Genomic DNA, 26,019 nt, shown 5'->3' on the forward strand with positions numbered 1-26,019 from the left:
TCACCGCCTTTCCTTTTCCCTAATAGGTGGTCGCGTATCGAATGCATCAAATAAATCTTCAAAGACAGGATGGACTTGAATAACCCCGACTCGACCATATAAATCTTGCATCAAACATTGTCCATTTTCGAGTTCCCGTAGTCGCCTTTGATTCGCTTCATCTTCTTTATCCACTCCAAAGAATTCAAGTGTCTTTTTAATTTCATTTATATCTCTGGAACGAAAAGCAAACTTCACACCGATATTATTTTTTAACTTTTCATCGGTTAAATCCGCAGCATTCTGAGTGACAAAGTAAACACCAGCATTCATGGCACGTCCTGCACGAACCAATTTATTGGAAAGTGTTTTCCCTTGTGCAACTTGTAGAAAGCTCCAAGCTTCGTCCAAATCAACAATTTTAAATATACTGCGGTCAGAATGAATAAAATCTAATGCGAACGTAGAGATAACAATTAACAACGCAACACTAAGCAGTTCCATCGTTGTATATTCTTCAAAACTCGTTTCTGCATCTGGTAACACTAAATCTGCCACTTGAATAATGTTTAACTGTTTTTCTAAACTAATCGAGTTTTTCACCGTTCCATCTGAAAACAGAAGGTGAGCAAAATCGTAATCTGTAAAACTTTCGATATGGTCAGCAATCGGTCCAGCTAATGGATTAGGATCACTTCTAAGTTCATGAAGCACAAGAAGCAAACCACGTTCTTCCTGTTGACCAACTGCCCGAATAGCTCGTCGTAATACAGGGAATTTATCTCCATCCCGACTGGAAATACCTGTGAGAAAAGTAAGAATATCAATCGCAAGACTTTCCGAATCCTTTTTCTTTTTCATAATGACAAAAGGATCAAGTAATCCTTTGTTGGAATCATCACTTGTTAAATTTACAATATTGATCTCATGAGCAATTTCAGGCAACGTTTCTTTCCAGTTTCCCCGTTCTGCCTTTGGATCAACAATGAGTGCTTGTCCTCCAAAAAGAACCGCATAATAGACTAGTAGATTGTTGGAAAAAGATTTCCCACCACCAAGTGAACCTAAGAAAGCAGAAGCTAAGGCATTTGTGACCGAACCTTTAACCCCTTGACTAGCTAAGCTAGGGTTGAGATAGACATTTCTTCCCGTATCCAAGTTATAGCCAAAATAAATCCCTTCTGTTTCACCAAGCATTTGTGTAGCCCCAAATCCAAGCCCAGCTAAAAAGTCGGATGTAACGTACTGAATGTAATCATTCATATAGCGTTTGCTGGCTGGAATAAATTCACTGTGTAAACCGATCATATCTCCAAATGGACGAACAAGTTTCACATTTAAATCGTCATAAAAATCTTTCACTTCATTACAACGCTGTTTGAGTTCGTCTTCATTAGAAGCAGATACGCGAATAACGTAGCTTAACTTATACATCGATTCTTTACTTTGATCGAGCACATCTTCTAATTCATTGACCTGTTCCAACGCGTCGATGACATTGCTGCCTGTTTCATTATCAGATTCCCAGGCATGATTATCTAAGTCTTTCAATTCTTTTTTCTTATTTCGTACGGTAGATAAAGCTTTTTTGTTCGTTACAATTTCTACGTTCATGGAGGTATCAATTGGAAAATCAAATTGTTGTTGTTGATAATAAAAAATTTCATCCGATGGAAACTCAAGATCACCGACAATGGAATTAATCGTAAAGTATGCCACATACGTTGTTTGTTCTTCCTGTTCGATTTTTAAATAACGTTGGTTTTCCTCAATCAAACAACGAGTCGGTTTAATCAGATCATAACGCTTCACCAAAGTTTCTCTTTTTAATTTCTTTAGAGGGAGGACATAATCATATTCGTCATAAGCAATTCCTGACTGTCCATGAAGATGTTCAATTAGATAGCCAAAGTCATTTTTATCTAGAGGGCGTACTTTAAAACGCCTAGATATTTTGTTTTGTAATAAAGATTCCATTTTAGAAAAACGTCTAATTTCTTCATGTGGCATCGAGACAAAATCTCCCATCAGATGGTGGTTTACATCACGGACAAATGAAGATAGTGAGTTTTTAATATTTTTCCCCATTGATTTCATATTGACTTCTTCTTCATTCAACAAAAGTTTAAAACCGATAAAAAAACGATAGTCTACTTGATGTTCCCCGATCATGGAGACTAGAGCTTCCGTTTGGTCGTCGATACGTTCATAAGCGATGTCTTGTAAACGCCCCGACACTAACTCTTTACTACGTTCTTGTACCGAACGAATACTGCTTGCGGTACTAATCTGTAAGGCATGAATTTTGCCGTCTTGATTTTGTGCAATTAATTGACGGAAGTGGTCATGCACCTGTATTTTTTCATCCTCCGATAAAAACGAATAATTATATGGCAACAGCTCATAATACGCAAAACATTCGCCGTCATGATTGAAAACAAGATTGTTTTCAAGATATTTAATCGGATAACGCATGGATTTCACTCCTAACAGCCGTTAAGCTTTCATTTACCTTTACATGTTGTAGTTTGATAGGTTTTCCTGCATACGTAACTTTAGGTCGAAACCAATAGGTCGATGCAGACTTGAGAAAACTATACGGTTTTTTGCCATCAAATGTTTTCTGACTCATGAACCATGTCAAACCAACTGGTATTCCGACATATTTTAATAATGCACCATTAATCAAAGATAACGGGGGAAGATTTCCTAACAACATGACAACTAAGAGCGAAAGTACAAACCATGACATTTGATTGAATGTGACGGGAAAAGGTAAACGAAAATCATTAATGGCATAAATCACTTTTTCGACTGACCAAATACGAGTATAACTTTTTAGTTTTTTCATACGTTCTCCTTTCAAAAAGTGAAACAGCCTGCATATAGACAGACTGTTTCACAGTTTTATAACATATTTATTTACCCAAGATACTCAAAGACACCATGTGATGTAACAAGATAATTACCGCTTATTTCTAGGTCACGTCCAAAAGCTTCATAATCAATATAGTTTTGTAGATTGGCAGGAACTTCCCCAAGTGCTCCTGTTTCCTCTACAAAATACCTTGCAACATCTGTCATATCCTCACAATCAGGGTAATACATAATATCATCTTGGTTCTCCAGCAATTCTTCTATACTATTAAACCAATAATTTTGAACTTCGGAAAGTGAATCATAAAGTGGTGTACCTTCAATTTCCGCGACCATTGCACATAATCGGTTCACTTCTGAAATAGGTGTATATTCATCAATTTCAAAAGGAAGATCATAATCAAAGATGGCATATTCTTCATACTCTCCATTCAAACCGATACGTTCTTTCACTTCCTCAAAATCAATAGGTGGTGAAAACCATGATCCATTAACTTCCCCTTCATTGTATTTACCAAGATTCGTTATAAAAACTTGCATTTCCATAGATATTCACATCCTTTTTATTTAAAATAGCCATAAAAAAAGCAGCAGCTTATTATCTGCTGATACACAAAATAGACTTTTTAATCCCTACCGCACTACCGTTTGGTCCACCATTTTTTTGCAGAAAATAAGAAGACCACTTATCTTCCACAAAAAAACGGTACAATTTAAGATCCTATGATTCGATTAAATAGGTTTAACAACACGTCTTTCACACCAGCCGCATTAAAGACTAATCCTACTGCAACCAAAGCAATGATTAGGAAGCCGATTAGTTTAGAAAACTCTCGTTTAAAGCCTAAATAAATGCCAATCACGACAATTGCCATTAATACTAACGATTGTGCATTACTTAGAAACCAGTTGTATAAGTTCTGCCCAAAATTCATTTGGATTTTCTCCCTTCATAAGTTAATCATTCGTTATCTGATGATGGTTGAATCACTTTCTTGATAGGAATGGTTTGTTGCATGAGTATCTTTTGATGACGTTCAGATAGCTCTGCTTGCTCCAACATGTCTTTGATTACACTCGTTTGGTTGAGTTCATCTATCTTTGTCGCTAATTTCCAAGTGGGGGCAACTTGACGAGCTAGCCATCTTAGTGATTTTTCAAATGTATAAGGTTCAGGTTTTGTTGTTAATGAAATTTTTCTATTCACGCCCAAATCCAAAAATCGTTGCCATTCTTTATTCATTTTCCAACTACTGCGACGTTTTTCCTCGTCTTTATCGACAAAACGAATATATCGATTAATAATAGAAAAGGCGGTTCGTCCAGCATCTTCATACATCATTAAATCCACAATCGCATGATAGGCACGGTCATTCTTTAAACGAATTTCAAAACGGTTTTTCACGTCCGTATCTTCTAATGATGTTCCATATTTCACGTATTGTTCGTAATCTTTCTCATACGCACAGAAATACACGTCACTTTTCAACGAACCGATATATAACGTATTTCCCATGTCAGGTTTTTCTTCACTCTGTACGAGTTCACCAGAACGGTAACTTTTAAAACTACGAAACACAGAGATACATTCTTCATTTCGGCATTTGTTAGTTAGAAACGGAATATCCAATATACCTGTCATATCGTTTATCGCAAGGTCAATTCGTTTAAAAACGCCACCAATCCGAAACACGTCCATGAAAAAATCAAACCATGTTCGTTGCTGAGCTAATAAGAAATTCTCAAATTGTCTGCATCCTTTTCCTTTGAGTTCGAGTAAACAACCTTTGTCCTCATCAGGCGAAACCATCACCACAATATCGCCAAAGACATATTGTTCAAGGTAAGAATAAAACGCATAATTTTCATGTAACATGTATTCCATCTTGAGCTTCAAAATATCTTCAATAACGGGCTTCGGATTTGTTGTTAAAAATCGAATCCGCACATAATCAAATAAGATTTCTAATGGAGCATCTGGATTAAATTGTTCTAAAATATCGAACAAGGCAGCTTGTAGTGAATCGGAAGGAGTTACTTTTCCTGTTTCGATTTCACTAATATATTGTCTTGAAATCCCAATATGAACAGCCAGTTTATTTTGAGACACACCGTATTCCAGTCGTTTTTCCTTTAATTGTTGATACCAAGGTACTTGGTTCATGTGCATTCCTCCAAACTAAAAAAGATGTCAACTAAAGGTTAAAAGCTGACATCTTCTCCATATGTTCCAAACCGTTGCGCCATCAGGTGTTATTAGCTTTTGGAACAGTTTCTTATTGTTTTTCTACCCCCCTGTTAGAAACGGGGGGGTAAGGCGTGGCTGTCGCCACGCAGGCTTAGCCCAGCACAGCGGCTTTCGCTTCGCACGCCGCCGCACTGGGCAGCCTTTATTGGGCTAGTTTAGCAATCTCCTTTAAAAAATCATGTTCTTTAGGGACAAGCGGTGTATAAAATTCAGAAATGACATTATCCCCTTTATCGACATACCCCCGGCCTTTAATCTGTTTTAAGAAAAACTGTTTTTGTACGTCGCTGCCAAACATCATGCCGTACCCGAGCTCACTCATACGACCCAAAGCCACCCGAAAATTAAACTGATCTCGAATCCCGTCTCCAAGATATTTTGCATCTGGTCGTTGACAGGCGAGAATAAGGAAGAATCCAGCTTGTCGTCCTAACATAACAATCTGTTTTAGCTTGGTTAACACCGCTGTATTTTCCTTAGAAACAAGCATTTCCATAAATGCCACGTACTCATCAAAGACTAAAAAGTGAGGAGATAAGCCTAAATAAGCATAGTTTTCCCCTGTCTTATAGCCTTCCATCTGTTTCATTTCTTCACTACGAACCATCATATCTTCATAAAATTGGTCAATACATGCCATCATGTCTTCCTTTTTATAATACACATCAGGCATAACAGTGGCTAAATCCGCTAAATCGGCATTTTTCGGATCTAAGATATACAATTTTGCATCTGTTTTTAATAAAGCTTCAATCAGTGTAAGAATAAAGTACGTCTTTCCACCACCTGTCCCACCAGCGATCAACATATGCGGGAGTTTATCGTATTCCCAATACATCGAGTCCATGAGCTTTAAGCTGCCATCTTTTATGATAACTTCATCAATCGAAATACGATTCGCAATCATATCATAAAAAAGGACATACTCAACATAGGAATCATGTAATTCTTTGGATACCAATTCACAATACAAACCACTTTCCAGTTTGTTTTCGAGGTTTAGTAACTGCTCTTGATATTTTCCAAGTGTGATTTCCACTTGAATATGAAGCAATCCTTTTTCCAGCCGATAATACATTTTAGGGAAGTAACTGATTTTTTCTTTTGTTTTTCCATTTGGTATATCTTTAAAGAAACTGCTTGATTGTACTTGTTTCGTTTCATACCAACCGTTTTCCAAAATCATTTTAGCGAGTTTTTGACGGTGAATAATCTGTCTAATAAAATCATATCGATAACGATAATAAACATAAGAACAACAAGCTACAGCCCCTAGACTAATTATTAGTGAAACCAATCCATACATACTTATAAAATGTGCTTGAAATATATCAAGTTGCCACGTTGTAGAAAGTAAAAATGGCAGATGGAAAGGAATAAAGGAAAAAAGCCATACACCAGCCAGCCCAAAGAATACAAATTGAAAAACGAGGGAAGCATCTTTTTCTTTAATGCGTTTCCCTCGTCTTCTAAAAGCTTTCATTATTTTTCCTTACTAGGGATAGACTTTGGAACGTTACTAGTTGATGTTGCCGCTTTTTCCTTTAAGACTAAATCATCTGCTTTAATGTACCAATCGACATCCGCCCCACGGAATGTTGCATTTGCGACTGTATCTGCGATAGGGTTAATGATTTCTACTTCCGCATTATAATCAAATTCTTTTAAGGGAACGGAAGCAGGAATACTCACTTGAATCATACGACCTTGTTCACGAGACTTTAAGTCATACGTGCGTTCCTTAACTTCTGATGATACCGTACCATCTTTGTTTTGCAGGAACACTTCACGCCGTAATGCAGAAAACTTTAGTAATCCAAATGTCTTTTCTTTATCAATCACAATTCCTTGTGCTAATCTCATATCTTTTTTCCTCCTTATGCTTTTACCATGTCATCTGCATGTAAGATATAATTTGTAAAACCGCGATCGCCGATTTTATATCCTTCAGCGGTGATACGTGCATTGACTAATTTTACTTTTTCTTCATGTTCAAAGAATTTTTCTCCTGCTTCTTGTGGCAGAACGACCTCAATATCATCTGCGCGTTGAATATCGGAATACAGATTATAGCTTCGAGATAGTGTTGTCATCCGTCCATTAATTCGGCGCTGTTCGACCTTTCCTTCTCCTGCATATTCTAAATTTCCAAACGTTTTTTCCATGTTCGGAATCACATATTTTAATTCCATCATGTAGCCCTCTTTTCTTGTATTAATTTTTGATTATTTATTCATATGGAGAGCATGGGCAGAAGGGAGGAGAACGAGAAAAATACATCTTCATGAATGAATCACTCCTTATGCTTCTTGAAAACGATAATCCACCCGATCATAAATAATGCACCAAATACAACCATCGTTTCTCCATTTTTATCACGTATTAACTTCCCACAAGGAAAAAACGGAAAGTCCTCCACCTCAATTTCATTCATAACAAAATGATCATCGATCCATTCCATTACCTTTGTTTCGTTATCTTCCAAAGAAACCACACTCCTTCATAGATGAAACAATAAAAAAAGCATGACAGGAGATTTGTCATACGTGAATGTGTTATATCTGTATTGCTTCTGCAATGCCAGCCATGATATATGCTGCACATGGTACAGCGATCCCATTTCCAAGCGCTTTATATCTTGCATGATCACTAATTGCTTCATCTTTGTGTCCTAAAGCTGTCCAGCCCTCTGGTAATCCCATCAAACGTTCACATTCTAATGGGGTGAGTTGTCGTATATAACCTTCTTTTTCTTTTCCTTCATACCAAAATGAAAAATAATTTACGGAACTTGCAAGCAAAGTTGGAAAAGGGTCATGTGTCCGCCCAAAACTTCCAATGAATCCTGTTTTGTTTTTGTCTTTTGCGGTACTTCGCATACGTCTTTCTTGAAAGGGGCGGACGATGGGTATTTTCCCCCTTGTTTTTTGAGCAGATATTCGACTGGTGCTGGTGGAGGACAGCCTGTCTTTTCCGCAAGACGTAGGAAACGATTGCAAATTGCGGGCTTTAAATAATATTTCTCTGGCACGTGTTCCTCTAAAATCTGCCACGAGGAAGATACGTCTTCGTCTTTGAGGTAGCGTGGGCTTTCCCCAATATCGGGCATCCAAGAGTCGCCAACAGACTTCAACGTTTCTCCCTCGCACCATTCCAGCCTTGGCCCATTCTCCAGAAGCAGGCATTGGAATATCGGTTTTTGTGAACGACTCCAACACGGCTTTAAAATCCAACCGGTTATTTGATGAAAATGCTCCAATGACGTTTTCCCAAACAGCGATAACTGGATATTCTCCATCCGTTGCACACCTCATTTCTTCAATAATTCGTATCGCATGATAAAATAAACTTGATTGACTTCCTGCCAATCCTTCTCGATTTCCGTTATTAGATAGATTTTGATAAGGCGATCCAAACGTAATAATATCTACGGGAGGGATAGCCCCACCATGAAGTTTTGTAATGTCTCCAATATGAACCATCATTGGAAAGTGTCTTTTTGTAATGGATATAGGTGCTTTCTCAATCTCACTTGCCCAAATTGAGGTAATATTAGCAAGAGAAGCAGCTAAAGAGAAGACACCAATTCCGTCAAAAAGACTACCTAATGTAAGACCTGTCATAAGCAATCAATCTTTAATGTAGGATCTTGCTTTTTAGTTTCTAAAGAAATACTACTTTCCACTTCATTCCCCCAAACATCCCAATCAACAGGTGATTGCCTAGCGAATAATTCAACTCGCGGTAAATCGCCCATTAGCTCAACTATCTTATCTCTTGCAATGTCAGGCTTTTTACTGTGTCCTTCCACAGGACTTACAATTAACTGATGAACCTTCTTCGATATTCTTTTGGGACGTCCTTTTACAGCTAATAAACAAATTTCAGCGTTTGAGCGTGTCCAATGACCCAAACCAAAGAAAAAGCCATTTCCTGACTTGTTTTGTTTCACCCAGACAAAGGCAACCGTTTTAAATGTATATCCCCACGCAATTATCACTTGTAATGCTTCTTGTAGCATAGGGAAGGTCGTCCATAAAAATAAAACACTATCTTTGTGAGAGATAGTATCAATAGGTAAATTACAAATATCTTTTAAATTCATTGTTTGATAATGGTTTTCTGCCACACCATTTCCTTTTCTTTGTCGGTATTGCCACGGCGGATCAGCATAGATAATGTTATATTTCATTTTTATCACCTCAAATTTGCACAATAAAAAAATGTCATTTGTCAACGTTTACCGTTTAAATGACAATTAAGATTTATTTACTTATCATAAGAATGCATAGTATAAATTGAAGTTGTATACTTTTATCACTCGATTTTTCCATAAAAAAAGACGCTTCAATTGAAACGTCTCTTGTTTGAGATATCAAATTTTCATAGTGATAACTCTAAACTGTAATTTGCATTCATTGCATTAAAATTGCATTATTTTAATTTTTTATATCATATTATAAGAGTTGATACTTCCTAAAAACCCTTTAAAATCAATGATATTGCTCTATACCTAGCACCGTGAAAGTAGAGTGGGAGTAGTTCACTAAGGGTATTTGAAGTGAAAACGTTGATTTTACTGCATTTTAATGGTATGAAAAATGGATAAAACAATTAAAAATGAATAGGTTCTCCGCCAAGATTCCGCCAGAGGAATAGGCAGGGAAGTAGAGCTACTGTATAAAAGCAGTGGCTCTTTTTTTGAATCTAAATCATTTTTAAGTCATTGTTTATTAGTGTTGTCGCGCATGTGTGATTAGAAAGTGAGGGGAGTAAATTAATAAAGGAAACCTATTTATAAATATCCTTTGAAGGATTATCTTCGCCAAAAGGAAACCTTTACAGTTGTGACTGATCCTAGTGAATGAACTGTTAAGTGATTTAAAAGAAGCAATCCTTCTTTGTCCGATCAGCATGAATCCTTTCAGCATTTCTCTACTCGAGACAGTCATGCAAACAGTACTGGAGCATATTTCTCTAAATATGACCTTTTACCGTTCCATGTTAATTGAAGAGAATCGAATCTATCAGTTTCAAGCGAAAATGGAGAATATCATTAAGGATAAATTAATGGAGGGGTGGAAACCTGCTCAGGAAAACGCCCCATTAGCGATATCCAAGGAATTACTGATCGAATACCTCGTATCGGCTTTCATGGGAATTATAATTTGGTCGATTAAAAACGATAAGCCCCTTTCTAAAGAGGAGATTTCATCTCAGTTTAGTAAAATTGTTGCCTATGGGCACTTAAGGGCTGCCGGTATCGCCGTAGAGGAATAAAATGAGCGAGAGTAGAAGGGAACTAATTAGGATTGACATATCGCGAAATGTAGATATAATAAAAGCATGGATCCAATTAAAGTGTTCAAAGCGTTGTCTAACGAGTCGAGATTACAGATTTTACAGTGGCTTAAGGAGCCTGAAAAACATTTTGTGCCCCATGAAGGAGTGGATATGAGGGAAATCGGGGTGTGTGTCAGTCAAGTGACGGATAAGTTGAACATGACACAGTCGACAGCATCGCAGTATTTGTTCATTCTACAACGGGCCGGACTGATTCGAACTAAGCGGATCGGCAAATACACGTACTACAAACGGGATGAAGAAAAGATCAGTGAGTTGGCTGCATATTTGAATCAGAAGCTCTGAACTGAATACCTTAAACGTATTCAGTTTTTCGGCCCTACATATCGAAATATCGCAATATGTAAATTTATTAAAAGGATCCTCATATCGGTAATTGTAAAAACAATAAAAAAGGAGAAGTGAACGTAATGTCTAACACGTGGAGAGTCTATTTATTGGCTTTAGTTACTTTTTTAGTGGGTACATCAGAGTACGTTATTTCCGGCATCTTAGATAAAATCTCGGATACAATGGGTATTTCCGTTACTTCTGCGGGGCAGTTAGTCACGATTTTTTCCTTTGTATACGCCATTGGCACCCCAATCCTTATGGCTTTGACTGCTAAGGTGGAAAGACAAAAACTGCTGGTTTGGGCGCTAGGTATCTTCGTAATTGGGAATGTATTGTCATTCGTTTTGCCTGGCTATGCATCGTTTCTCGCCGCTCGCGTCATAATGGCTTTAGGTGCGGGAATGGTCGTGGTAACTGCTTTGGACATCGCCGCAAAAATTGCGGCTCCAGGCAAACAAGCCAGCGCGATTGCTACCGTGGTGATGGGTTTTACGGCTTCCCTGATTATCGGCGTGCCGCTTGGACGTATCGTTGCAGCACAGTTCGGATGGAAAACTGTTTTTGGTATATTGGCACTGGCCGGTCTGGTAGCTATGTTCGTTCTGTACGCCATCATCCCTCGAGTTCAAGGGGATAAACCGATTCCGTTGTCCAAGCAACTTGCCTTTTTGAAAAACGGAAACGTAGCGCTAGGACTTGCGATTACCTTTTTCTGGCTTGGCGGATACTCGATCGCCTATACCTACATTTCACCGTATCTACTTGATGTTGCCGGATTGAAAGAAGGGATGCTGAGTGGAGTGCTGTTGGCTTTCGGCATCGCTAGCTTGCTCGGATCCAAATTCGGCGGTTTCAGCACGGATAAATGGGGGGTATTTCCGACACTGTCAGGGGGGATGCTCTTGCATGTCTTAGCGCTGCTTCTCCTCTCTTTCACCGTTACCTATACGCATTCGTGGTTGCCGATTGTCATCCTCCTGATCTTGTGGTCGTTTGCTGCATGGTCCTCCGGTCCAACGCAACAAGTCAATCTAGTTCGGATTGAACCGAATTATTCTGGAATCATGCTGAGCCTGAACCAATCCATGATGCAGTTGTCCATGGCTGCGGGCGCTGCAATCGGAGGCATCATGGTCGACCGTGTGTCTCTATCAGCCATTACATGGGTCGGGATGGTTGGAGTCGCTATTGCGATCGTGGTGGTGTCGTTCTTGAGGTCGCGAATGAGTGCCGGCAGTCAAGGTTCCGGAGAGTATCTGGATGAAATATAAAAAGACATTTATTAAATGAATTGAAGTTGCACCTTATGGCAAACGACTAAAATGCATCATCTTCTGGTTTTCTGAAGATGATGCATGACAACCAAATAACACGTGGAGAACCGAATTACAAATAGTGGTAAAATGCAAGATCAAGGCTGTGATGATGAGTCCTGCAGCAAATAATTTTACCGCGCTTTGCAGGTGAAACAAAGAAAATACCATATAGTGCGGAAGCAATTGAAGGTGAACCGATGGCCTTTAACGGATAAGGATTTAGGGTCTTATCTGTTTTCTTTGTATTGTTATTACAATTTTTTCATTTCTTTACGTATTTCTTAAATATAAAATGAAGGGGAGAAATCCTCAAATTAAGAAAAAACCAACTGAAAACAGTTGGCTTACAGCATCCTTATTTCTGATTGTGTTCATACTGAGCGGAACAGCCCTTAAGTGAGCGATATCATCTATAAGTTAAGTTGATTATATGTTAGACTTGGCTTTTGTATATAGCTTTAGAGTATCTGCGATTTGTGCTCTATCTGGATTACGAATATCTTTTAATGGAGCGCCCATGACAATACATATATATTCATGACCGTTTACCAACCCAAGTGTTGCCCAGCATTGTCCAGCTTCGGACGTTGTGCCGGATTTACCCCCAATAATTTCAAATCCGTTCTGCTCCTCTTTATTAAGAAACTTAAGAACAGAGGACTCTAACAAAATTCCATCGGGATGCTCCGCTGTTGATGTTGTTTGAAAGGTCTCTTTTGTAAAAATTGCTTTAAAATGACCGTTATCTAATGCATAATCTAAGAGTTTGGCCATGTCAAATGCCGTCGTATACTGATTTTCATTATGGAGACCTTCTGGGTTAGTAAAGTGCGTATCATTTAAGCCGATTTCATCCGCTTTGTCATTCATCATTTGAACAAAACTGTCCACATTTCCTGCGATGTGAACGGCTAAGGAGTTAGCGGCTTCTCCACCTGAACTTAAAATCGTACCATACAATAGATCACGGTAGGTTACTTTTTCTCTTCCAAAAAAACCTGCCATTGAAGAGTTTCTCGCCACCATTTTTTTATATGTATCTATATCTATAGGGGCAGTTTCCGATAAATCATTAATATGTTCAAGTGCTACGATGGCTGTCATTATTTTTGTAAGCGATGCGGGATATGCCTTTTCTTTCGCATTTTTTTCATGAACCACACTCCCTGTTTTTCTATCGATCAGATAAATATATGGACTGGTGTAATCGGTCGTATCCCTTTGGATTTCTTTATCAATGATATCAATGTTTGGATTGACGTAATCATTCGACTCCTTGATTTCTGTACTTTCGCTATCTTCTAATTTAAATAAAAAAAACAACACTACAACTGCAATTACTAACATAAACGTTATCAATTTTTTCATGTAACCTCTACCCTTTGCTAACATATTCTTTTATGCTAGGTAAAGTATAGGTAAAACTATTTAAATATTAAGTAGGGTAAAACTTAAATTTTTCTTAAATTAAGAAATTGGAGCTAGAGTATTGTATCTTTACTCTTCTCTTGGCAATCGTACTTCAAACACAGTCTCTATTATGTTACTGTCGGCAGTAATCATTCCTTTATGCTGTTCCACAATATTCTTTGCTATAAACAATCCAAGACCTGTGCTATTTTCTTTATGCGTTCGCGATTTATCTCCTGTATAGAACATTTCAAAGAGATGTGGAAGTTCATCGGAAGGGATGCTTCCTCCATAATTGATTACTTGAACGACAGCGTTGCTGTCGTCTGTAAAACCGTTAACATCGATGTACTGACCATCATTTCCATAACGAATCGCATTAGCCAGAAGATTTTCGAACACACGTGCCAGTAAATCTCCATCCCCTACAATGAATAGATGAGGATCGCAATCCAAGCGAACAGTCAAACGATTTTTTTCAAGTAAAGGATACATTTCTTCTTTTAATTGATTAAGGAGATCGGTTAAATTAATTCTACTTTTTTTAAGGGTAATCATTCCATAATTCATTCTAGTAATTTCAAATAATTCGTCAATTAGTCTTTCCAATCGTTTGGATTTATTAAAAGTAATGGTTAAAAAATGTCTGACTTGTTCTTTAGTTAAGTTCTCATCCTTAAGGATTAAATCCAAATATCCAAGAACAGAGGTAAGTGGAGTGCGTAAATCATGAGCTAAATTTACGACTAACTGATCTTTGCTGCTTTCCGAAAAATCTCCTCGTTGAATCGCTTCTTGCAATTTCTCGCTTGCTAAATTAATGTCTAGAGCGATATCTTTAAATTCATCATTTGATGGGATATGCACTTTATGATTAAAGTCACCGCGCGCGAGATAACGAATTCCGTTTGAAATTTCATTAAAGTAAACAGAATAAGGTTTAGTAAGAAAAAAGAAAAAGAGGAAAGATAACAAAATAAATAAAATGAAAAAGAGATTAAAGTCTCCAAAATTACCTATCAGAATGCGAATTTGAGCAATTAGATCTTCATGTTGAGCACTTGTGTGATAATAGAACTGCAAACCTTTAAAGAATAGATAGGTAATACTTGCTGAACAAGACATACTTATTACGAATAATAGTATCATTTTTGCACGAAAACTACGGGATATCTTAACCATTGAATGCATACCCAACTCCCCAAACTGTTTTGATCCATTTCTCTTTTCGTGTATCTTCTTCAAGCTTTTTCCGAAGTGTGCGTATATGGACCATAACGGTGTTTCTACCTTCGAAGTATGCTTCTCCCCATACCTGTGTAAAAATATTCTCCACACTAAAAACCTTTTTTGGATGACTTGCTAACAAATATAAAATATCAAACTCCTTTGGTGTAAGCTCGATAATTTCACCATAAAGAGTAACTTTACGCTGTTCAAGAGAAATAACTAAGCTACCATATTCTAAATCATTTTTAATATCTTTAACGGTTTGATTTAACTTCATGAAACGGCGAAGCTGAGCATTGACACGAGCAATCAACTCTATCGGAGTGAATGGTTTAGTCATATAATCATCTGCTCCAATAACAAGTCCATGTACTTTGTCGAAATCGGATGTTTTTGCACTCAAAAAAATGATAGGCATATTATATTTTTCGCGAATCCTTTTGGTCACCTCATATCCATCTATTTTGGGCATCATGATATCCAAAATTAGTAAATCGATTGATTGAGACTCCACAATACGAATTGTTTCCAGTCCGTCTGATGCTTTAATAACATGGAAGCCTTCCTTTTTTAAATGTATTGCAATGAGGTCTGCGATTTCCTTTTCGTCATCGGCGATCAATATTGAAATTTCTTTCATTTTTCTACTCCTAAACAATTAGTTTTATCCTTACAGACAGGCAATTTTTAAATTAAATTCGGATGATTAGGCATGATTTGTAACCGATGCTTTTACTTTCATTATAGCAAATAAGCCTTAAATAATTTTTGGAATATGAAACAAGTAGTGGATCCGGCCAAAAAGAAGAAGTTTTCTTCGGTAACTGAATCGATTTCATCATGTACCATTGCTAATTAAAAAACGAACAGTATTACGTTTAATAATCATTTATGTCCGCATTTACTCCTTAAAATAATGTAAAATTAAAATGAACGTTGGTTTTTTTACTTGAAGTGCGCAATTATGAAGTGGACTCAACTAAACAATAATATCCGAACAATAAAAAAATAACCTTGAATAATGTTCGCTTTTATATATTGACGTAGGTCTTTGTCCTTGTTAAAATGAGAAAGAATTTAATATTGTCGTGTACATCGTATAATGTTGGGGATATGGCCCAAAAGTTTCTACCAGGCTACCGTAAATGGCTTGACTACGAAGTAAGTGATGATCGAACGGTTAATGCTCTTATTTTTCTTTTTTCGATTGTTTCACAAGCTCGTTGTCAACGCTCCTGGTATGTACGGGGCGTTTTTTTTATTTATTCTTGAAAATATGAAGTAACGCTGACAACTCTTTAGGAGGAATCGAAGGAATGAAGAATTATTTTCAGTTTGAACAGCTCGGTACAAACTACCGTCGCGAAATTATTGGTGGTGTAACAACCTTTTTATCAATGGCATACATTTTAGTAGTAAACCCTCTTATGCTTTCTCTAGCAGATGTTCCAGACTTGCCAGATGAAATGCGAATGAATATGGGAGCGGTATTTGTTGCAACTGCAGTGGCTGCAGCTATCGGTTCTCTCTTAATGGGATTGATTGCTAAGTATCCGATAGCTTTGGCACCAGGAATGGGCTTGAATGCTTTTTTTGCGTTTACTGTTGTTTTAACGATGGGCGTTCCTTGGCAGCACGCTTTAGGTGGAGTATTTATTTCTGGGGTTATATTTGTAATTTTAACACTTTCGGGGTTTCGTGAAAAAATCATAAATGCGATTCCGGCAGAATTAAAGTATGCAGTAAGTGCTGGTATCGGTTTGTTTATTACATTTGTTGGTGCCCAAAATGCAGGGATCATTGTCAATGATGATGCTACTTTAGTTGTTTTAGGCGATATTCACGATGGCAATGTGCTACTTGCTGTATTCGGGATTATCATTACGGTTATTTTAATGACAAGAGGCGTGAATGGTGGAATCTTTATCGGGATGGTAATTACAGCCATAGCCGGAATGCTATTAGGATTAATTGATAGACCAGAAAAAATTGTTGACTCTATTCCAAGTATAGCTCCAACTTTTGGTGCAGCATTTGGTGCATTTAGTGATAGCTCGTTCTTTACGACACAAATGCTTGTCGTTGTACTGACATTCCTTTTCGTAGACTTCTTTGATACAGCGGGGACTTTAGTTGGAGTAGCAAATCAGGCTGGTCTTATGAAGGATAATAAGTTGCCTCGCGCCGGTAAAGCGCTTTTTGCTGACGCGGTAGCTACAGTGTCAGGTGCAGTGCTAGGGACATCCACTACAACTTCTTATATCGAATCATCTGCTGGGGTTGCTGCAGGTGCGAGAACAGGATTTGCTTCTATTGTAACAGCAGTTTTATTCTTACTATCATTATTTTTCTTCCCTGTGTTATCAGTGGTTACTTCTGCGGTTACTGCACCGGCATTAATCATTGTTGGGGTCTTAATGGTAGCATCACTTGGAAAAATTGATTGGACAAAATTCGAAATTGCGGTTCCTGCATTTTTGACAATTCTAGCAATGCCATTAACATATAGCATTGCAACAGGAATTGCGATCGGCTTTATTTTTTATCCAATTACAATGATTGTAAAAGGAAGAACTAAAGAAATTCACCCGATTATGTACGGACTATTTGTCGTCTTTGTTCTTTACTTTATTTTCTTGAAATAATAATTGCTGAAAGAAGAGCTGCACTTTAATGTGCAGTTCTTTTTTGTTATTTTGCAACTTTTCTTATTGATTCTTTATCAATATTTATATAGCATAAAGGAATGGGTGTGATGAAAGAGGAGATACGATGGAGCAATTAAAAGTATTGAAAGCGCTCAACAATAATGTGTTAATTGGTAATCATCCGACATATGGGGAAGTTGTGATCATCGGAAAAGGGATCGGTTTCAATCGCCAGCAAGGAGATAGCATTGATTCGACCGTTGTGGAAAAGCTTTTTGTTTTGAAAGATGAAAAAGAGCAAAAGAATTATATAAAGCTTCTGCCATTTTTAGATAATGATTTATTAGAAGTGTTCATTTCTTGTATTGAATTAATCAAGAAGAGAACAAAAGCAACTTTGAATGAGCATATTCATGTTGCGCTAACGGATCATCTATTGTTTGCTGTTTCAAGGCTTTCAAAAGGAATGGAAATGAGCAATCCTTTTTTGATTGAAACGAAAGCGCTCTATCCGTTTGAATATGATATTGCCCGAGATGTTGTCAAGCTGATTGGAGAGAAAACAGACGTGAAGCTTCCAGAAGGGGAAGTTGGTTTTATCGCTCTTCATATCCATTCTGCTGTCATGAACAAAAATCTTTCAGATGTGAATCGTCATTCCCAACTTGTTACAAAGCTGGTGGACATGATTGAGGAAAGATTGAAGATTAAATTGGATAAGGAAAGCGTTGATTATATGCGTCTTGTACGCCATATTCGTTTCACGATTGAACGGGTTCAAACTGGGGAAAAGGTAGAAGAACCAGAAAAGATCAGTTTGCTCTTGAAGGAAGAATATCCGGTGTGTTACAATCTTTCATGGAAACTCATTAAGGTTATGCAGCAAGAGCTGAGGAAGCCTGTTTATAATGCTGAAGCAGTATACTTGACCATGCATTTACAGCGTCTTCAGAAAAAGGTTAAATAGTTAATTAAATTCCGAAAGAAGCCTTTCGGTTTCAATATCACGTGTTACTGATTCGATCAGGCATGAGTGAAAAATGTAATTGAATCAAACTGTTAAGGGTACGATAAGCCCAAACAGCTCTATTCAGTTATTTTTTCCTCATGCCTTTTTTTGTGCTTTCAAAGCTGGAGTTTTGCAGAAATTTTGAAATGAAGCTTAATGAGTTGAAAAATATTAATAGGAGGTTGGCAACATGTTTAAAAAATTTTTTGGGGTGTTACAAAAAGTTGGTAAAGCACTAATGCTACCAGTAGCACTACTGCCGGCTGCAGGTATTTTACTGGCGTTGGGAGCTGCGTTGAGAAACCCGGCCTTACTTGAATTAGCGCCCTTTTTAGATAATAGCGGGGTTGATTTGGTCGCATCTATTATGCAAAACGCTGGTGATATCGTTTTCGGTAATCTGCCTGTTTTATTTGCTGTAGGGGTAGCTGTTGGTTTAGCTGGAGGTGACGGTGTTGCCGGGCTAGCGGCGATCATCGGTTACTTAATCATGAATGTAACAATGGGGACAACTCTTGGGATTACAGCAGAAGATGTCAACGGATTAAATTATGCTAGTGTGCTTGGAGTTCCGACCTTACAGACTGGAGTATTTGGTGGTATTATTGTTGGAATCATTGCTGCATCACTTTACAATCGTTTTTATGAAATAGAATTGCCATCTTACTTAGGTTTTTTTGCAGGTAAGCGATTTGTACCGATTATTACAGCAGGCTCAGCAGTTGTTTTAGGATTATTGATGCTGATTATCTGGCCACCAATTCAAAATGGATTAAATGCTTTCTCGCAAAACATGGTTCACGCTAATTTAACACTATCGGCTTTTATTTTCGGTGTTATTGAACGTGCGTTAATTCCTTTTGGATTGCATCATATTTTCTATTCTCCATTCTGGTATGAATTCGGTGAATATGTCAATGCGGCTGGACAATTGGTTCGTGGCGACCAACGTATTTTCATGGCGCAAATTACAGACAATGTTCAAGATTTAACAGCGGGAACATTTATGACAGGTAAATTCCCATTCATGATGTTTGGTTTGCCAGCGGCGGCATTAGCGATCTATCATGAAGCTCGTCCAGAAAGAAAGGTAGTGGTTGGAGGATTGATGGCATCTGCTGCCCTTACTGCTTTCTTAACAGGGATCACCGAGCCAATTGAATTCTCATTTTTATTCGTAGCACCTGTACTATTTGGTATTCATACTATCTTTGCTGGTCTTTCATTTATGACCATGCATCTGTTGAATGTAAAAATCGGGATGACTTTCTCAGGTGGACTAATTGATTATATTTTATTCGGATTAATTAACCCACAAACAAACGCTTGGTTAGTTATTCCGGTTGGTCTAGTGTTTTCGGTTATTTATTACTTTGGATTCCGATTTGCGATTCGGAAGTTTAACTTGAAAACTCCTGGCCGTGAAGATGAGGATGCAAATGATGAAGATACGCAAGGAAAAACGAGTGATCTTCCATACGATATTCTTGATGCAATGGGTGGGAAAGAAAATATTTCTCATTTAGATGCTTGTATTACACGTTTACGTGTATCGGTAAATGATATTGAAAATGTAGATAAAGAACGTTTGAAAAAATTAGGCGCATCAGGGGTTCTTGAAGTGGGAAACAATATTCAAGCGATATTCGGACCTCGCTCTGAAACGATTAAAGGACAGATGAAAGATATAATGGAAGGAAAGAGACCTCGTCCAGTGGAAAAAAACTCTGTTAAAGGTGCGGGGCAAACAGAGGATGTAACACCTGCTGATATGAAATTGGGCAAGGATGATTTTGTTTCTCCGTTAAAAGGTGAAATCAAGCCGATTACAGAAGTTCCAGATGCGGTTTTCTCTGGAAAAATGATGGGTGATGGCTTTGCGATCGTACCGACTGAAGGAATCGTTGTTTCACCAGTCGATGGTAAAATCGTTAATTTCTTTCCAACAAAGCATGCTTTAGGAATACTAGCTGACTCCGGTCGGGAAATACTTATTCATGTTGGGATCGATACGGTTAATTTAAAAGGCGTAGGCTTTGAAGCTTTAGTTAATGAAGATGACCGTGTGGAGAAAGGCCAACCTTTATTAAAGGTAGATCTTGAAGTGATTAAAGATAAAGTTCCTTCTATTATTACACCAGTTGTATTTACAAATCTAGCTGAGGGTGAACAGGTTGTTATTCAAAAACAAGGTACTGTGGAAAAAGGTGAGGAAAATATTGTAGCTGTCACAAAAGCATAAGGAGAAACTTGATCGATCTCCCCCGTATTGGGAGGTCGATACATTTATTTCTTGTATAAAGTTGTTATCTTCGATTTTTGCAAGTGAAATAAATATAAAAACAGCCTTGAATCCTTATAATACTGGTTCTTTGGCTGTTTTAGTTGTCAGAAAATTGTAGTGTCATTTTCTTGTTTATAAATATCCAGTGAAACGAGAGTGCGCTCTAAATAGTTCTTTAATTTAACTTTACGCTGAATGTTTTTATTCAATGATGTTGCAAATAGCCACGGCATTGATTTTTATTATGTTGCCATAAAGGTACATGCCAAGCTATAAAAGTTCTCCAAAGAACAAATTAGACAACTGCAGGCATAGTATAATGGCAATAAATATGGGCGAAAAGTTAAGCTACTCACCTTTTTCTTTATAATACGGTGAGAACGGAAGTATTGTTTCGGCATGTCTAACAATTCCTAAGGAGTTGACTTCTTCAATTGTTGACACATCGTTCTCATCAAAAAATGGAGTCATCCCCCCACAAATACTTGCTGAAATAGCTCCAATTGTATCTGTATCAGCTCCGACACTTGCGCTGATTTTTGCAGCTTTCATAGGCTCTCCGTTAGCGAGCTGCACAATAGCTAAAACAGCAGGAATCGTTTCGATTGTTTCAACACCAGTTCCTAACTCATTAACAATTCGTGTAACTGCTTCTTCTTCAGTACAATTTTTAACAATGTCACGGGCATATTCAATTCGGAAGGATAAGGACGGGCTCGGAAATTCAGCTCCCAATCCTTTTGATTTTTCAGCTGTTTTAATAGCGATTTCCCAAATTTCGTCCAGATTCATTCCACCTGAAGCAACATAACTAATACAGGCTGCTACTACGCATGCACCAGACACAGCTATACTCGTATTATGCGTTGGTAAACATATCTCATAAACATTATTCATCAGCTCATCTAAATGTTTGTAATCAGATATGAGACCGATCGGTGAAATTTTCATGGCTGCACCATTGGTTGTATTACCAAATCCAGTTTTGTTAATAGGAACACCTTTTTTTATTGCTTGGACAGCCTTAAGTGTTGAGGGACCAGAAACCAATTTAGAATCCTCTGCATTAGAAATCCACTCTGTCAAATGCTCAATATAATTCATTGCGTTTAATTTTCCTTGATTTTGAACAATCGACTCTAGAATCATAACAGTATTTATTGTGTCATCAGTAATAGATCCAGCAGGTAAATTTCTTGGAATTAATGGGTTTTCTAAAGATGGCAACAACATTTGAATTCCATTAGGAAAGTTTCTTTTTATTTGTTTATACGTCCAAAATTCTGTGGGCATTCCATATGCATCACCAACAGCTCCTCCTATTAAGATTCCTTTTATTCTTTTTAATAATTCATCATTTGTCGTCATGCAAAACTCCTCCATCCTTAGGTAAAACGCTAGTCCCGCTATTCAATTGGATTGATATTAATTCATCTGTATAGTTAATAAAACCAGAACCTGTAATTAATATGTTCGCATATTTATCTGAATTTGTAATAACTACCGGTGTTTCAATACTAAAGTTTTCTTTTTTGATCGCCTCTAAATTAAATTCGACAATTGCTTCTCCTTTTTTTACTAAATCTCCCTGTTCTTTTAATTTTTTGAAGTATTGACCTTCTAACCTTACAGTATCTTTCCCAACATGAACAAGCATCTCTACTCCGTCCGTACTAGTTATCCCCACAGCATGTCCAGTTGGAAAAACCGTTGTAATCATCCCATCAAAAGGAGCTACTACTTGATTTCCTTCTGGATAAAATAAAATGCCTTTACCTAATAACCCGTTTGCAAATGCTGAGTCAGTTGCATTTTCTAGCTTTGTAACGTTCCCTTTCAATGGAGAATAAATTAATTTTTCGCCTAATCCAGATTTTTTATGATGAACTGCCTCTTCTGTCTTCGGTTCAATTTTTTTGTCAAAAATTAAGTAAGTCAATAAGAATGAAATAATAATGGAAATGAGTACACCAACAATTGAAATAATTAAACCTGAGTACTCACCATTTGGATTTAAGAATGAAACAAAACCAAATATTCCAACAACGCCAGCATACATATCAGCGCCAAATGCTGAAATAAAAGTTCCTCCAATAGCCCCTCCGAGCATGGAAAATACAAAACGCTTTTTTACCTGAAGTGTAACACCATAAATTGCAGGTTCAATAATACAGAATAGAGCAGAGATAAAAGCTGGAACAGCAATTTCTTTTTGTGTTTTTGCCTGTGTTCTAAAATAAACTGCTGCTACAACAGCAGCTTGAGCGAATGAAGCAGTAAATAATGTAGGTAAAATGTAATCTGAACCATGCAAGCTTAAATTTTGTAAGCCTAAAGTTATTAGCGGCCAATGCAGCCCTAGAATGACCAATGGCTGATAAATAAGTGCCACAATAAAAGATGTAAAAATTGTAGAAAATCCGTAAAGTGCGGAAATGCTATTTGAAATTAGCTCACTTAACATATTTGTTATAGGACCAATGGCTAATAGAGAAATTGGAATAGTAAGCAAAATAGTTAAAAAAGGAACGAGAGTAAATGCCATAACTGCTGGAATCTTATTTTTCAAAAAATGATTTATTTTTGATGCAAAGAACACAATAAAAATGATGGGAATAACTGTAGAACCATATCCCATAGCTGGGAACATAACAGGAATGCCAAAGAAAGTTTGATAGACAGGTGTAGCTACAAATGATCCTTCAAATAGTGTTATTATTGCATCACCGCTTGCCAAGTTCTCTACCATGCCTGGAAAAGTGATAATCGCTCCAATGATGATTCCTATAGCTGGATCGAGTTTAAATGCCTTTGCGCTTGTATAGCCAAGAATAACAGGGAAAAAGTTAAAAATAGCTTGTCCCATAGCGTTTAGTATAAAATAGGCTCCGTCAGTTTCCTGTAGTAACCCTGCAAATGTTAATATCATAAGGAGACCTTGAATTAATCCGCTGGCGAGTAATATTCCTAAAATCGGAGTTATAACTTTTGTGATTATTTCAATAATTGAATTAAGAACACTCTTTTTTTCACTGCTTTCAACACTTTTTTCAGCTCCTATTTTTTCTAAAATAGCAGTATAAACATCGCCTACATGGGTGCCGATCACAACTTGATATTGTCCTCCAGCCTTCTGAGCAGTTGCAATCTCTTTGTTCTCCTTTAGTTTTGATTCGTTTGCAAGGCTGTAATCATTTAAAGTAAAACGTAATCTTGTCATACAATGTGTCAATCCAATAATATTATCCTTTCCACCAACATTTTCGATGATAAAATGCGATAGTTCATCAAATTTCCCCATTTAGATAGAAACCTCCTAAACTTTGTTTTTTATATAAAAAAGGCAATACTTAATAAGTAAAATAACTTATTAAGTATTGCCTGATTTAACAGTTACAACCTTAATTTTTTTAATTGATTATTCGATTGATATGGAGAATCAAATAGAATTTTTCTTCTTCATGGACTTTTATTTTTAATCGTTTTTCTAAATGAGTTACGATTTTAGCAACACAGGCAAATATTTCTGGGAATTTTAATACAATGTCTTTGAACAGGCTAAGATTATTTGAAGTGGTATGCTCATTTGCAAAAACCCTTCGCAGAAAAAATTTTAAATGTGATACAAATCGAGCATAATTCAATGAGTCTTCGTTGAGTTCCATTTTAAATTGATAACGTATAATAGTTATGATTTCGTGAATAATTTCAGTGCTTAATATTGTTTGCTGCATCTCTATGCCATTTTGTTGGGCATTAACGAAATGTAGTGTAATAAAGGCTGCCTCATCTTCAGATAACATAACATTTTCATAGTAATGTATGATTTTTAATGATTCTAAAGCTGCCTCAAATTCTTTTTTATAAAATTGTTTTATTTCCCATAACAATGCATTTTTAACATCTGTTTTATTTTTGTTTCTTTCCAATGCATAATTAATGTGGTCTGCTAAACCTATATATACACTATCATCAAATTTTACACTTAACTTTTTCTCCGCAGCTTCTATTAGTTTATTTGTTAATTCTAAATGATTTATAGGGATTTCATCCATTAATTTCAAAAAACTATTCATAGTTTGAGCAGACTGCAAGACAAATAATTTCTCAATTTTAGTATCCTCAATTAGATCCCCGATCTTTTTGTTAAAAGCAATTCCTCTGCCAATAATAATATGTTCTAAGTTTCGAGAGTTCTCTGCGAGCACAACATTATTATTATAAACTTTTTTAAGTTTCAAAATGAATTCACCCCTATCATTAAAATGTAGAAATAAAAAAAGATCAACCTAACGTAGACGCAATGAAATAGAGTGTCTACATTAACTTGATCTTGCCTGTGAGATACAGTTACAATTCAAAGATTAATTAAGATTATTCAATTATGATTAAAGTATAAAAATAAAACGCTTACTTGTCAATATCAAGTAAAGAGAATTTAATCTTGGTGCTCTCTACATTTGCAAGTAAGATCAATTTTTTTTACAATATCAAAGTTTATAAAATATGTATTTATTAATTATATAAATTTGATAAAAAATACCGAAACCGATAATGGGATCAATGGATTTGGGATATCTCATTTTTCTCATTTTTATAGGTACACAAAAATAGGATAGGATTTAAGTTAAAGATAAAAAAATATCTAGCGATCATCAAAAGGTATAATCAATAGTATGAAGAAATGCGGCTCGAATTCCTAATTGAGGATCAATTTTTTAAAATGATTTTGAAAGAGCTTAAATTTCATAATTATAAGCATTGTCTAATGCAAATTGGCTTATCCTTGAGCTCAAATAGCCTCCAACCAAGAAGAGCAGTACAGACTCCTTCGATTGGATATTATGTGTGTTAAAACTGGATAAGGTGCTCGACAATATTGTTCATTATAAATTTTTTCTGGTATTAAGTATTGACCTCTGACGATATAGGTGTTAACATATTTAAGCTGTCTTGATTAGATAATAATTCAAAAGTAACATAATTATTTACGGAGAAAAGTTGTTCATAAATAATTATTGACATGAATTTGATGAGGTGCTACTATAATATAGTTGTTGTTGAAATGACAAAGGTGATTTATGATATTTTTTATATCACCCAAAATTATTGCACTTTGAAAACTAAACAAATCATACGTCAACAAATAATTATAGTGGAGGCTATCTTTCTTTAAGAAGCTGAAACTAGCCAACGTTTATTTTTAAACATAAGAGCTAATCTTACTCTTTATTGGAGAGTTTGATCCTGGCTCAGGACGAACGCTGGCGGCGTGCCTAATACATGCAAGTCGAGCGCTTGCACAAGAAAGCTTGCTTTCT

Annotated in this window: 23 protein-coding genes, 1 rRNA gene and 1 riboswitch; of the genes, 7 read left to right on the forward strand and 17 right to left on the reverse strand. The window is 36.7% G+C overall.

The annotated features are described in order from the left end of the window. The 11 genes from tcpF to FCJ93_RS16925 form a co-directional block, all read right to left on the reverse strand. Entirely contained in the window at positions 1-2,454 is a 2,454-nt protein-coding gene (tcpF, locus tag FCJ93_RS16880; protein WP_137744238.1) for a conjugal transfer ATPase TcpF, read from the reverse strand. After that, positions 2,438-2,830 carry a conjugal transfer protein gene (locus FCJ93_RS16885; RefSeq protein WP_018705628.1) on the reverse strand — a complete coding sequence of 131 codons (393 nt, stop codon included), beginning with the start codon at positions 2,828-2,830 and terminating at the stop codon, positions 2,438-2,440. The genes tcpF and FCJ93_RS16885 overlap by 17 nt, the downstream gene beginning before the upstream one ends. A 71-nt stretch (positions 2,831-2,901) precedes the next feature. After that, positions 2,902-3,402, reverse strand: coding sequence for an antirestriction protein ArdA (locus FCJ93_RS16890; RefSeq protein WP_137744239.1), 501 nt, complete (start codon positions 3,400-3,402; stop codon positions 2,902-2,904). Positions 3,403-3,569: 167 nt separating this feature from the next. Beyond that, positions 3,570-3,791: a hypothetical protein gene (locus tag FCJ93_RS16895; protein WP_077702580.1), complete on the reverse strand. Its 222-nt coding sequence runs from the start codon at positions 3,789-3,791 to the stop codon at positions 3,570-3,572. 26 nt (positions 3,792-3,817) lie between these two features. After that, on the reverse strand, positions 3,818-5,020 hold the full coding sequence (mobT, locus tag FCJ93_RS16900; protein WP_137744240.1) for a MobT family relaxase: 1,203 nt from the start codon (positions 5,018-5,020) through the stop codon (positions 3,818-3,820). Positions 5,021-5,246: 226 nt separating this feature from the next. Continuing rightward, positions 5,247-6,587 (reverse strand): FtsK/SpoIIIE domain-containing protein, encoded by a 1,341-nt coding sequence (locus tag FCJ93_RS16905; RefSeq protein WP_095314231.1) that lies wholly within the window; start codon positions 6,585-6,587, stop codon positions 5,247-5,249. After that, positions 6,587-6,967, reverse strand: coding sequence for a YdcP family protein (locus tag FCJ93_RS16910; protein ID WP_095314229.1), 381 nt, complete (start codon positions 6,965-6,967; stop codon positions 6,587-6,589). The genes FCJ93_RS16905 and FCJ93_RS16910 overlap by 1 nt, the downstream gene beginning before the upstream one ends. A gap of 14 nt (positions 6,968-6,981) precedes the next feature. Continuing rightward, positions 6,982-7,296 carry a YdcP family protein gene (locus tag FCJ93_RS16915; protein ID WP_095314227.1) on the reverse strand — a complete coding sequence of 105 codons (315 nt, stop codon included), beginning with the start codon at positions 7,294-7,296 and terminating at the stop codon, positions 6,982-6,984. Between the two features lie 101 nt (positions 7,297-7,397). Beyond that, positions 7,398-7,589 (reverse strand): hypothetical protein, encoded by a 192-nt coding sequence (locus tag FCJ93_RS25055; RefSeq protein ID WP_235879527.1) that lies wholly within the window; start codon positions 7,587-7,589, stop codon positions 7,398-7,400. Positions 7,590-7,659: 70 nt separating this feature from the next. Further along, the gene (locus FCJ93_RS16920) at positions 7,660-8,727 is read right to left on the reverse strand and encodes a DNA cytosine methyltransferase (RefSeq protein ID WP_095314223.1); all 1,068 of its coding nucleotides are present in this window, start codon (positions 8,725-8,727) and stop codon (positions 7,660-7,662) included. Beyond that, positions 8,724-9,296 (reverse strand): MT-A70 family methyltransferase, encoded by a 573-nt coding sequence (locus FCJ93_RS16925; RefSeq protein WP_137744241.1) that lies wholly within the window; start codon positions 9,294-9,296, stop codon positions 8,724-8,726. Before FCJ93_RS16925 ends, FCJ93_RS16920 begins: the two co-directional genes overlap by 4 nt. A gap of 668 nt (positions 9,297-9,964) precedes the next feature. On the opposite strand from FCJ93_RS16925, the gene FCJ93_RS16930 reads away from it, so the two are divergent. The 3 genes from FCJ93_RS16930 (at position 9,965) to FCJ93_RS16940 (ending at position 12,072) form a co-directional block, all read left to right on the forward strand. Then, entirely contained in the window at positions 9,965-10,384 is a 420-nt protein-coding gene (locus FCJ93_RS16930) for a TetR-like C-terminal domain-containing protein (protein ID WP_235879528.1), read from the forward strand. 66 nt (positions 10,385-10,450) lie between these two features. Further along, positions 10,451-10,753 (forward strand): ArsR/SmtB family transcription factor, encoded by a 303-nt coding sequence (locus tag FCJ93_RS16935; protein ID WP_095314216.1) that lies wholly within the window; start codon positions 10,451-10,453, stop codon positions 10,751-10,753. Between the two features lie 125 nt (positions 10,754-10,878). Continuing rightward, positions 10,879-12,072 (forward strand): MFS transporter, encoded by a 1,194-nt coding sequence (locus FCJ93_RS16940; protein WP_137744242.1) that lies wholly within the window; start codon positions 10,879-10,881, stop codon positions 12,070-12,072. 471 nt (positions 12,073-12,543) lie between these two features. Here the strand turns inward: FCJ93_RS16940 and FCJ93_RS16945 are convergent, their stop codons facing one another. The 3 genes from FCJ93_RS16945 to FCJ93_RS16955 form a co-directional block, all read right to left on the reverse strand. Continuing rightward, the gene (locus tag FCJ93_RS16945; RefSeq protein WP_211344131.1) at positions 12,544-13,485 is read right to left on the reverse strand and encodes a D-alanyl-D-alanine carboxypeptidase family protein; all 942 of its coding nucleotides are present in this window, start codon (positions 13,483-13,485) and stop codon (positions 12,544-12,546) included. A gap of 129 nt (positions 13,486-13,614) precedes the next feature. Then, complete coding sequence (locus FCJ93_RS16950) at positions 13,615-14,709, reverse strand: sensor histidine kinase (protein ID WP_095314289.1); 1,095 nt, start codon at positions 14,707-14,709, stop codon at positions 13,615-13,617. Next, positions 14,702-15,397 (reverse strand): response regulator transcription factor, encoded by a 696-nt coding sequence (locus FCJ93_RS16955; RefSeq protein ID WP_095314210.1) that lies wholly within the window; start codon positions 15,395-15,397, stop codon positions 14,702-14,704. Before FCJ93_RS16955 ends, FCJ93_RS16950 begins: the two co-directional genes overlap by 8 nt. 435 nt (positions 15,398-15,832) lie before the next feature. After that, a riboswitch (purine riboswitch) is annotated at positions 15,833-15,934 on the forward strand. A gap of 139 nt (positions 15,935-16,073) precedes the next feature. Here FCJ93_RS16955 and FCJ93_RS16960 point away from each other — a divergent pair. From FCJ93_RS16960 to ptsG, 3 genes are all read left to right on the forward strand, one after another. After that, positions 16,074-17,402 carry an NCS2 family permease gene (locus tag FCJ93_RS16960; protein ID WP_095314207.1) on the forward strand — a complete coding sequence of 443 codons (1,329 nt, stop codon included), beginning with the start codon at positions 16,074-16,076 and terminating at the stop codon, positions 17,400-17,402. Positions 17,403-17,529: 127 nt separating this feature from the next. Further along, positions 17,530-18,372, forward strand: a complete 843-nt coding sequence (gene glcT, locus FCJ93_RS16965) for a glucose PTS transporter transcription antiterminator GlcT (protein WP_095314205.1) — start codon at positions 17,530-17,532, stop codon at positions 18,370-18,372. Between the two features lie 232 nt (positions 18,373-18,604). Next, complete coding sequence (ptsG, locus tag FCJ93_RS16970) at positions 18,605-20,656, forward strand: glucose-specific PTS transporter subunit IIBC (protein ID WP_137744243.1); 2,052 nt, start codon at positions 18,605-18,607, stop codon at positions 20,654-20,656. Between the two features lie 390 nt (positions 20,657-21,046). On the opposite strand, the gene FCJ93_RS16975 is transcribed toward ptsG, so the two are convergent. The 3 genes from FCJ93_RS16975 to licT all read right to left on the reverse strand — a co-directional run bounded on the left by FCJ93_RS16975 (position 21,047) and on the right by licT (position 24,939). After that, positions 21,047-22,066, reverse strand: coding sequence for an ADP-ribosylglycohydrolase family protein (locus FCJ93_RS16975; RefSeq protein WP_137744244.1), 1,020 nt, complete (start codon positions 22,064-22,066; stop codon positions 21,047-21,049). Further along, positions 22,053-23,999: a beta-glucoside-specific PTS transporter subunit IIABC gene (locus tag FCJ93_RS16980; RefSeq protein ID WP_137744245.1), complete on the reverse strand. Its 1,947-nt coding sequence runs from the start codon at positions 23,997-23,999 to the stop codon at positions 22,053-22,055. Before FCJ93_RS16980 ends, FCJ93_RS16975 begins: the two co-directional genes overlap by 14 nt. Before the next feature lie 109 nt (positions 24,000-24,108). Next, positions 24,109-24,939 (reverse strand): BglG family transcription antiterminator LicT, encoded by an 831-nt coding sequence (gene licT, locus FCJ93_RS16985; protein ID WP_095314192.1) that lies wholly within the window; start codon positions 24,937-24,939, stop codon positions 24,109-24,111. A 988-nt stretch (positions 24,940-25,927) separates the two neighbouring features. Here licT and FCJ93_RS16990 point away from each other — a divergent pair. After that, a 16S ribosomal RNA gene (locus FCJ93_RS16990) occupies positions 25,928-26,019 on the forward strand; the annotation flags it as partial.

This window comes from Robertmurraya siralis (genome assembly GCF_005502275.1).
Classification (GTDB): Bacteria; Bacillota; Bacilli; order Bacillales; family Cytobacillaceae; genus Robertmurraya; species Robertmurraya siralis.